7 protein-coding genes are annotated in these 10,210 nt (G+C 71.8%); 2 read left to right on the top strand and 5 right to left on the bottom strand.

The genetic code is table 11. The features are described from left to right. A partial coding sequence (locus tag B7767_RS02355; RefSeq protein ID WP_143652154.1) for a serine/threonine-protein kinase occupies nt 1-1,024 on the bottom strand: 1,024 nt, incomplete at its 3' end. A gap of 171 nt (nt 1,025-1,195) precedes the next feature. Between B7767_RS02355 and B7767_RS02360 the strand changes: the two genes are divergently transcribed. After that, nucleotides 1,196-2,239: a serine hydrolase gene (locus B7767_RS02360; RefSeq protein ID WP_085570624.1), complete on the top strand. Its 1,044-nt coding sequence runs from the start codon at nt 1,196-1,198 to the stop codon at nt 2,237-2,239. Nucleotides 2,240-2,415: 176 nt separating this feature from the next. On the opposite strand, the gene B7767_RS02365 is transcribed toward B7767_RS02360, so the two are convergent. Then, complete coding sequence (locus B7767_RS02365; RefSeq protein ID WP_085570625.1) at nt 2,416-4,122, bottom strand: glycerol-3-phosphate dehydrogenase/oxidase; 1,707 nt, start codon at nt 4,120-4,122, stop codon at nt 2,416-2,418. 275 nt (nt 4,123-4,397) lie between these two features. On the opposite strand from B7767_RS02365, the gene B7767_RS02370 reads away from it, so the two are divergent. After that, nucleotides 4,398-5,606 carry a nucleotide sugar dehydrogenase gene (locus B7767_RS02370; RefSeq protein ID WP_085570626.1) on the top strand — a complete coding sequence of 403 codons (1,209 nt, stop codon included), beginning with the start codon at nt 4,398-4,400 and terminating at the stop codon, nt 5,604-5,606. 218 nt (nt 5,607-5,824) lie between these two features. Here the strand turns inward: B7767_RS02370 and B7767_RS02375 are convergent, their stop codons facing one another. The 3 genes from B7767_RS02375 to B7767_RS02385 all read right to left on the bottom strand — a co-directional run bounded on the left by B7767_RS02375 (nt 5,825) and on the right by B7767_RS02385 (nt 9,342). Beyond that, a complete protein-coding gene (locus tag B7767_RS02375) occupies nt 5,825-6,949 on the bottom strand; it encodes a GuaB3 family IMP dehydrogenase-related protein (protein ID WP_085570627.1) in 1,125 nt (374 codons plus the stop codon). A 128-nt stretch (nt 6,950-7,077) separates the two neighbouring features. Then, entirely contained in the window at nt 7,078-8,583 is a 1,506-nt protein-coding gene (gene guaB, locus B7767_RS02380; protein WP_085570628.1) for an IMP dehydrogenase, read from the bottom strand. 171 nt (nt 8,584-8,754) lie between these two features. Then, nucleotides 8,755-9,342, bottom strand: coding sequence for a sigma-70 family RNA polymerase sigma factor (locus B7767_RS02385; RefSeq protein WP_030829597.1), 588 nt, complete (start codon nt 9,340-9,342; stop codon nt 8,755-8,757). Nucleotides 9,343-10,210 lie beyond the last annotated feature (868 nt).

The following is a 10,210-nucleotide window of genomic DNA, read 5'->3' on the forward strand; positions in this document are numbered from 1 at the left end:
CACCGGCCGAGCCGGCCGCCACCGCCGCCTTCCGCACGGAACGCAGCGCGCCCCGCAGCTTCTCCCCGGCCTCCTCGCCGCGCCTGCCCCCGGCGCCCGCCCGCTCGTCCGGCTGCTCGGGCAGCGGCACGACCTTCGTCGCGTCCGCCGGTTCCCCGGGCTCCTTGGACGCGGGCGCGGCAAGGACCGCGTTCAGCATGGCCCGGGCGCCGCTGTCGTCGAGCCGCTGGGCGGGGTCCTTGTTGAGCAGACCGTAGATGACGTCCCTGAGCGGTCCCGCGTTCTTCGGCTCGTCGAGCGGCTCGGTCATCACCGCCGTGAGCGTCGCGATCGCGGACCCCTTGTCGTACGGCGGAGTGCCCTCCACCGCCGCGTACAGCAGCCCGCCGAGCGACCACAGGTCGGCCGCCGGCCCCGGCTTGTGCCCGCGGGCCCGCTCCGGGGAGATGTAGGAGGGGGCGCCGACCAGCATGCCGGTCGAGGTGATGGACGGGTCGCCCTCGACCTGGGCGATGCCGAAGTCCGTGAGCACGACCCGGCCGTCCTCGGCGATCAGCACGTTCGACGGCTTCACGTCACGGTGCAGGATGCCCTCGCGGTGCGCGGAGCGCAGGACGTCCAGGATGGCGAGGCCGACCTCCGCCGCGCGCCGCGGTTCCAGCAGGCCGTCCTCCCGGATGGCCTCGGCGAGCGACTTGCCCTCGACGAGTTCCATCACGATCCAGGGCCGGTCGTCCTCCTCGACCACGTCGAAGACCGTCACGGCGCTGTTGTTGCGGATCCGCGCGATCGCCTTGGCCTCGCGCAGGGTCCGGGTGATCAGCCGCCGCTTCTCGTCCTCGTCGATGTTCGACGGGAAGCGGAGCTCCTTGACGGCGACGGTCCTCCCCAGGGTCTCGTCCTGGGCCCGCCACACCGTGCCCATGCCGCCGCGGCCGAGCACATCTCCCAGCCGGTACCGCCCGGCGAGGAGACGTGCGCTCTTGTCCTGACGGGATGTCCCCGCCCGCTCCGCCTCCGACATGCGTCCCCTCATGCAACCCGCCCTGACAGAGCCTTCATTGTCCCTCACCCGACAAGTGGTCGACGCCCAGGGTGCCTCTGGCCGCACACCGGGCCCGGCGCGCCCGGCACCCGGGTGACGGACGCGTCCCCCCGCCCTGCATGATGGGCCTCCGACATGGGAGGATCCGGGATGCCGCCGCTACGGACACTACTGGCCGTTCCTGTGTCCCTGGCCCTGCTCGCCCTGGCCCCGACCGCCTCCTCGGCCCCGGCCGTCCCGCCTACGGACGTGCTCCTTCCGCTGCTGGTCACACGGGGGGACGCCCCCGCCGCGGCCCTGCTCGCCCTGGAGGGGACCGGCACCCGCTACGCCGACGCCGGCCCGGACATCGAGCGCGCCGACCACTTCCGCGCCGGCAGCATCACCAAGACGTTCGTCGCCACGGTCGTCCTGCAACTGGCCGACGAAGGCCGCCTGTCGCTGTCCGACACCGTGGAGAAGCATCTGCCCGGCCTGGTGCGTGGAGCGGGCAACGACGGCCGCACGCTGACCCTGCGTTCCCTGCTCTCCCACACCAGCGGCCTGTACGACTTCTCCGCGGACACGCGGGGCACCGTGCCGGTCACCCCTCTTCAGGCCGTACGCATCGCCCTCACCCACCCCCCGGCCGACCCCGGCCGCTTCTCCTACTCGAACACCAACTACGTCCTGCTCGGCCTGGTCGTCGAACGGGTCACCGGCCGCTCGTACGCCGCCGAGGCCGAGCACCGCATCATCGCTCCGCTGCGTCTGACGGGCACCTCCTTCCCGGGTTCCCTGACCTCTCTGCCCTCGCCGCACGGCCGCTCCTACGCGGCCGACGGAACCGACGTCACCCGGCTCGATCCGCAGGTGGCCGGTGCCGCGGGTGAGTTGGTGACCACGCTCGCCGACCTGGACCGCTTCTACGCGGCCCTGCTCGGCGGTGAACTGCTGCCCCCGCGCCGGCTGCGCGAGATGCTCGACACCCGCACCGCACACGGCTCGTACGGCATGGGCCTGTTTCCTGTGACGCTTCCGTGCGGCACCACGGTGTGGGGGCACAACGGGCGCATCTCCGGCAGCTACGTGCGCACCGCGGCCACGGTCGACGGCCGGCGTGTCCTCACCTTCCGCGTGAACACGGAGTCGATGGCTGATCCCGGTCTCGAACCCGCGGTGCTCGCGGCCGAGTTCTGCCCTCGCACCTCCTAGAACGACCGGGTTCCGAACGAAGATCCCGGATCCCGCCACCCGTTCGAGTGATTCGGGCCGGTGACCGGCGGCTCACGGCCCACGACTCGCAGCTCGCGGAGCGCGGATCGCAGCCCACGACTCGTGGCCTGCGGCTCTCGGCTCGCGGATCGCGGATCGCGGATCGCGGATCGCGGCTACAACGGCACGATGTCCGGGGCCCCCAGCCGTGCCGCGTCCGCCGTCAGGTCGTCGGGCTGCCGCTGCGACTCCCGCTCGGCCTCCACCCGCTTCTCGTAGTGCCGCACCTCGCGCTCGGTCTGATCCTTGTCCCAGCCCAGCACCGGCGCCATCAGCTCGGCCGCCTCGCGGGCGCTGCGCGTCCCCCGGTCGAACGTCTCGATCGAGATGCGGGTGCGCCGGGTCAGCACGTCGTCCAGGTGCCGCGCGCCCTCGTGCGAGGCGGCGTAGGTGATCTCGGCACGCAGATAGTCGTCGGCGGCCCGGAGCGGCTCGCCCAGTGAGGGGTCCGAGGCGATGAGGTCCAGGACCTCCTCCGCCAGCGCTCCGTACCGGTGCAGCAGGTGCTCCACCCGTACCGTGTGCAGGCCGGTGCGCGCGGCCGTCCGCGCCCGCGCGTTCCACAGCGCGTGGTAGCCCTCGGCGCCGACCAGCGGCGTGTCCTCGGTGACGCAGTCGGCGACGCGCACGTCGAGTCCGTGCACCGCCGCGTCCACCGCGTCCTTGGCCATGACCCGGTACGTCGTGTACTTGCCGCCCGCCACCACGACGAGCCCGGGTACCGGATGCGCCACGGTGTGCTCGCGGGACAGCTTGCTCGTGGCGTCCGACTCACCGGCGAGCAGCGGCCGCAGACCGGCGTACACGCCCTCCACGTCGTCCCGCGTCAGCGGCACCGCGAGCACCGAGTTCACGTGCTCCAGCAGGTAGTCGATGTCCGCGCTGGACGCGGCCGGGTGCGCCTTGTCGAGGTCCCAGTCGGTGTCCGTGGTGCCCACGATCCAGTGCCGGCCCCAGGGTATGACGAACAGCACGGACTTCTCGGTGCGCAGGATGAGCCCGGTCGTGGAGTGGATGCGGTCCTTGGGGACGACCAGGTGGATGCCCTTCGAGGCCCGTACGTGGAACTGTCCGCGTTCCCCGACCATCGCCTGGGTGTCGTCGGTCCACACCCCGGTGGCGTTGACGATCTGCTTGGCGCGGATCTCGTACTCGCCGCCGCCCTCGACGTCCTGCACCCGGGCGCCCACGACGCGTTCGCCCTCGCGCAGGAAGCCCGTGACCCGCGCACGGTTGGCGGCTTTCGCGCCGTACGCCGCCGCCGTGCGCACCAGCGTCGCCACGAACCGGGCGTCGTCCATCTGGGCGTCGTAGTACTGCAGGGCCCCGACCAGCGCGTCCTTCTTCAGACAGGGGGCCACCCGCAGCGCGTGACGACGGGTCAGGTGGCGGTGCACGGGCAGACCGCGCCCGTGTCCCCGGGCCATCGCCATGGTGTCGTACAGCGCGACGCCCGATCCGGCGTACCACCGCTCCCAGCCCTTGTGCTGCAGCGGGTACAGGAACGGCACCGGGCGCACCAGATGCGGAGCGAGCCGCTCCAGCAGCAGGCCGCGCTCCTTCAACGCCTCCCGTACGAGCACGAAGTCGAGCATCTCCAGATAGCGCAGGCCACCGTGGATCAGCTTGCTGGACCGGCTGGAGGTGCCCGACGCCCAGTCACGCGCCTCGACCAGGCCCGTGGACAGGCCGCGCGTCGCGGCGTCGAGCGCCGTGCCCGCGCCGACCACGCCGCCGCCCACCACCAGCACGTCCAGCTCGTGCTCGGCCATGTACGCGAGTGATTCGGCGCGCTGCGCCGGCCCCAGTGTCGCTGTCCTCACCGCTGCCTCCCGCTCATCGGTCGCATCGGCCGCACCCGTCGGGCGAAGCCCGGTCCCCCACCCTCATGCCCAAATTCTGACCGGCTTGCCCGACTTCAGCCACCACGGACCCCTCAGCCTGTGGACAACCCGTGCGGGACGACTCACCGAAACTCAGCCGACCAATCCCGCATATCGGTCATATTTACTCCTAGTCTGACATTGCGCTCGCCTGTCCAGTCCACAGGGCTTGCGCACCTGTCGCACTCCGGTTATTGGGAAGGACGGTCCACGCCATGCCCGCAGACCTCGCCGTCATCGGACTCGGCCCGTACGGCCTGCCCCTGGCCCAGGCCGCCGTCGCCGCCGGCATCTCCACCATCGGTTACCGGACCGGCCCCGAGCAGGGCTCCCTCAGCGCCGCCGAACAGCGCCGCATGCTCGCACAGGGCTTCCGTACGACCGCCAACGCCACCGAGCTCGGCCGGGTGCGCACCGCCGTCATCTGCGCACCCACTCCGCGCGGTGCGGACGGCGGGCTGGACCTGGGCCAGGTGGAGACGGCCGCCCGCACCCTCGCCGCGCGGCTGCGTCCGCACACCACGGTGATCCTCGAGTCCCCGGTACCCCCCGGAACGACGGAGGGGCACCTGCTGCGCCTGCTCGAATCGGGTTCGGGCCTGCGCGCGGGGCGCGATTTCCACCTCGCCTACTCCCCGAGCCGGGTCGACCCCGGCAACCGCGACCACACCCCCGCCAACACCCCGAAGGTCATCGGCGGCCTCACTCCCGCCTGCACGGAGTCGGCCGCCGCCTTCTACGGACGCATCACCGACAAGGTGGTACGCGCGCGTGGCCTGCGCGAGGCGGAGACCGTACAGCTCCTGGAGACCAACTTCCGGCACGTCAACATCGCCCTCGTCAACGAGATGGCCGCCCTCTGCCACGACCTGGGCATCGACCTGTGGGACGTCCTCAGATGCGCGGAGACCAAGCCCTTCGGCTTCCAGGCGTTCCGCCCCGGCCCCGGTGTCGGCGGTCACGCCGTCCCCCAGGACCTGACCGCCCACGCGGGCCGCACCCTGCGCATGGCGGAACTGGCCCAGGAGGTCAACAACCGCATGCCGCGCTACGTCGTGCAGCGCGCCGCCGCCCTCCTCAACGAGCACGGCAAGTCCGCGCGCGGCGCGCGGGTACTCCTCCTCGGCGTCACCTACAAGCCCGACCTCGCCGACCGGCAGGGCTCCCCGGCCCAGGAGATCGCGGTCCGGCTGATGGAGCTGGGCGCGTCCGTCAGCTACCACGACCCGCACGTACCGTCCTGGAACGTCCTCGACCACCCCGTCCCCCGCGCGGACTCCCTCTACGAGGCCGCCGCCGACGCCGACCTGACGATCCTCCTCCAGCATCACCGCACGTACGACCTCCAGGGCCTGTCGGTGAAGGCCCAGCTGATGCTGGACACGCGGGGAGCCACGCCTACGGGGGCGGCGCACCGGTTGTGAGGTGGGGGCGCGCGGAGGGTTGCCGTGCCACGGGGGTTGACGGGGTCGCCGGACAGGGACGTCACCGACTCGCGCAGGGCCTTCCCTCGTGTATTCGCCCTGAATAAAGCCACCGTGCGCCCCGCACCGCGCCACGCGTCCCCGCACACGCCCCTGAACACGCAGGAGAGGCCGGTCACCCCCTCAGGGCGACCGGCCTCCTCAAAGCCGTCGAACGACTACCGCCGGTGCTGCGAGTCCGCCACCGTCACCTCGACGCGCTGGAACTCCTTCAGCTCGCTGTAGCCGGTCGTGGCCATCGCGCGGCGCAGGGCGCCGAAGAGGTTCATCGAGCCGTCGGGGGTGTGGGACGGGCCGGTGAGGATCTCCTCCAGCGTGCCCACCGTGCCGAGGTCGACCTTCTGGCCGCGCGGCAGCTCCTCGTTGACGGCCTCCATGCCCCAGTGGTTGCCCCGGCCCGGCGCGTCCGTCGCGCGGGCCAGCGGGGAGCCCATCATCACGGAGTCGGCGCCGCAGGCGATCGCCTTGGGCAGGTCGCCGGACCAGCCGACACCGCCGTCCGCGATGACGTGCACGTACCGGCCGCCGGACTCGTCCATGTAGTCGCGGCGGGCGGCGGCCACGTCGGCGACCGCGGTGGCCATGGGCACCTGGATGCCGAGCACGTTGCGCGTGGTGTGCGCGGCGCCGCCGCCGAAGCCGACGAGGACGCCCGCCGCACCGGTGCGCATCAGGTGCAGGGCGGCCGTGTACGTGGCGCAGCCGCCGACGATCACCGGGACGTCGAGCTCGTAGATGAACTGCTTCAGGTTGAGCGGCTCGTGCGCGCCGGAGACGTGCTCCGCCGACACCGTCGTACCGCGGATGACGAAGATGTCCACACCCGCGTCGACGACGGCCTTGGAGAACTGGGCGGTGCGCTGCGGGGAGAGCGCGGCGGCGGTGACCACACCCGAGTCGCGCACCTCCTTGATGCGCTGCCCGATCAGCTCCTCCTTGATGGGAGCGGCGTAGATCTCCTGGAGGCGGCGGGTGGCCGCCTCGGCGGGCAGGCCGACGATCTCGTCCAGCAGCGGCTGCGGGTCCTCGTAGCGCGTCCACAGGCCCTCGAGGTTCAGCACGCCGAGGCCGCCGAGCTCGCCGATGCGGATCGCGGTGGCCGGGGAGACGACGGAGTCCATGGGAGCGGCCAGGAACGGCAGCTCGAAGCGGTAGGCGTCGATCTGCCAGGCGATCGAGACCTCCTTCGGGTCCCGCGTACGGCGGCTGGGGACGACGGCGATGTCGTCGAAGGCGTACGCCCGGCGGCCGCGCTTGCCGCGCCCGATCTCGATCTCAGTCACGTCTGTGGCCTTTCCCTGATGCGTTGCAGCGCCTTCCAGTATCCCGTACGGCCGCGGCGCCCACCGCCCCGGACGTCACGCGAGGGCGGCCCCGGATGTTCCGGAGCCGCCCTCGGGAAGCCCGCCGCCTACTTGCGGCTGTAGTTCGGAGCCTCGACCGTCATCTGGATGTCGTGCGGGTGGCTCTCCTTGAGGCCCGCGGAGGTGATCCGTACGAAGCGGCCGTTGTCCTGGAGCTCGGGCACGGTGCGTCCGCCGACGTAGAACATCGACTGGCGCAGGCCGCCGACGAGCTGGTGGACGACCGAGGAGAGCGGGCCGCGGTAGGGCACCTGGCCCTCGATGCCCTCGGGCACGAGCTGCTCGTCGGAGGCGACGCCCTCCTGGAAGTAGCGGTCCTTGGAGAACGACTTGCGGTCGCCGCGGGTCTGCATGGCGCCGAGCGAGCCCATGCCGCGGTACGACTTGAACTGCTTGCCGTTGATGAACATCAGCTCGCCCGGGGACTCCTCGCAGCCCGCGAGCAGCGAGCCCAGCATCACCGTGTCGGCGCCCGCGACGAGGGCCTTGGCGATGTCACCGGAGTACTGCAGGCCGCCGTCGCCGATGACCGGGACACCGGCCTCCTTGGCGGCCAGCGCGGCCTCGTAGATCGCCGTGACCTGCGGGACGCCGACGCCGGCGACGACACGCGTGGTGCAGATGGAACCGGGGCCGACACCGACCTTGATGCCGTCGCAGCCCGCGTCGACGAGGGCCTTGGCGCCGTCGCGCGTGGCGATGTTGCCGCCGATGACGTCGACGCCGGAGGAGTTCGACTTGATCTTGGCGACCATGTCGCCGACCAGGCGGGAGTGGCCGTGCGCGGTGTCGACGACGATGAAGTCGACGCCGGCCTCGATCAGGGCCTGGGCGCGCTCGAACGCGTCACCGGCGACACCGACCGCGGCACCGACCAGCAGCCGGCCCTCGGCGTCCTTGGCGGCGTTGGGGTACTTCTCGGCCTTCACGAAGTCCTTGACCGTGATCAGGCCCTTGAGGACACCGCCGTCGTCGACCAGCGGAAGCTTCTCGATCTTGTGGCGGCGCAGCAGCTCCATGGCGTCCGGGCCGGAGATGCCGACCTTGCCGGTGACCAGCGGCATCGGCGTCATGACCTCGCGCACCTGACGGGAGCGGTCGGTCTCGAAGGCCATGTCGCGGTTGGTGACGATGCCGAGCAGCTTCTTGTTGCCGTCGGTGACCGGGACGCCGCTGATGCGGAACTTGGCGCACAGGGCGTCGGCCTCGGCGAGCGTGGCGTCCGGGTGGATGGTGATCGGGTCGGTCACCATGCCGGACTCGGAGCGCTTCACCAGGTCGACCTGGTTGGCCTGGCCCTCGATGGACAGGTTCCGGTGCAGGACGCCGACGCCGCCCTGGCGGGCCATCGCGATCGCCATGCGCGACTCGGTGACCTTGTCCATGGCGGCGGACAGCAGCGGGATGTTGACCCGCACGTTCTTGGAGACGTACGAGGCGGTGTCGATCTGGTCGGGCGCCATGTCCGACGCGCCCGGCAGCAGCAGCACGTCGTCGTAGGTCAGCCCGAGTGTCGCGAATTTACCGGGCACTCCGTCGACGTTGGCAGTCATGACACCTTCCCCAAATGGCCTTGATCGGTGCGGATGTCCATGCTAACGGGAAGCGCGGGTGTCTCATTCCACGGCTTCGCACGGCTCCGGGCTTCGTATGTTCGTACGGGAACGGCTGATCTTCCGTTCATATTCCGTTCGTATGCCGAAGGGGCGGCGCGGTGGCGGGGGTTATTGCTCCGCCAGGGCGCGCAGCCTGCTCAGCGCGCGGTGCTGGGCCACCCGGACGGCACCGGGTGACATTCCCAACATCTGTCCAGTCTCCTCCGCCGTGAGGCCCACGGCGATCCGCAGCAGAAGCAGCTCGCGCTGGTTCTCGGGCAGGTTGGCCAGCAGTTTCTTGGCCCATTCCGCGTCGCTGCTGAGCAGGGCGCGCTCCTCGGGGCCGAGGGAGTCGTCGGGGCGTTCGGGCATCTCGTCGGAGGGCACGGCCGTCGAGCCGGGGTGCCGCATCGCCGCGCGCTGCAGGTCGGCGACCTTGTGGGAGGCGATGGCGAAGATGAACGCCTCGAAGGGCCGGCCGGTGTCCTTGTAGCGGGGCAGCGCGAGGAGCACCGCGACGCAGACTTCCTGGGCGAGGTCCTCGACGAAGTGCCGGGCGTCGCCGGGCAGCCGCGACAGCCGGGTGCGGCAGTAGCGCAGCGCCAGGGGGTGGACGTGGGCGAGCAGATCGTGCGTGGCCTGCTCGTCTCCGTCGACCGCGCGATGGACGAGCGCACCGATCGCCCCTTGGGCAGTGCCCGCCTCGTCGTCGCGCATCGGTCCATGGTGCCTTGCGGACGTCTGGTCCGCGGCACCGTGTCCCTGGTTGTGCACCGAAGCGTTATGAGCAGGTGCGCCGGAACTCATCCCTTGCGCCCTCCCCTTCCGCTCGACCGACTCGTCCCCGAGGAACTCCACAACTCAAGGATGCGGCATCCGCGGCGAAACGAGCAGTGGGCACCTGGCGGCTGCCGCCGAGGCGCTGGTGGACGGGGTTCTCGCACCCCGGGCGCGGCGGACGACGGGGCTTCCACGCCTCCGCGCGACGGGCGACGGGCACACCCGCGCCCCAGCACGGCCGACGGCAGGGGTTCCACACCCCCGCACGGCGGACGACAGGCATACCCGCACCCCGGGCCCGGCCGATGACGAGGGCTTGCGCATCCCAGGTCCGCCGGGAGCTCCTCGCGCGGAGTCACGATCCGCATACCGAAGAGCACGCCGCCCGGAGCCACCGCCCGCATACCCACCGCCACCGGGAGCGCACCGCGCACCCCGTGCGGCCGCAGGTTCCGTGCCCCGCCGGAACCACGTCCCATCAGGGCGCTGAACCTCGTGGCCGGCGGGCTTCGCTCGGGCGCGGTGCGTGTGCGACCGTTCACACGGGTGTGTCACGCCGGTCCCGGTGGCCGGGCCCGGACCCGGGCAGGAGCGTTCACGGGCGTCGCTCGCCGGGGCGGACCGGTCCGAGGCGGAAGGTGCCCAGGGCCTCTCGTCCGGACCGCGCCGGACCCGGGGCTCCCGGTTCCGCGTCGGCCACGCTCCGACCGTCCCGTCGATCCGTGCCGCCGGGCACGTGGCCGGAATCCCCGCCGGGGCACACGCGCCCCGGCTCCCGCCGCCGTCCCGCGGTGCAGGGCCCGGG

This window comes from Streptomyces sp. 13-12-16 (assembly GCF_002114215.1).
GTDB lineage: Bacteria > Actinomycetota > Actinomycetes > Streptomycetales > Streptomycetaceae > Streptomyces.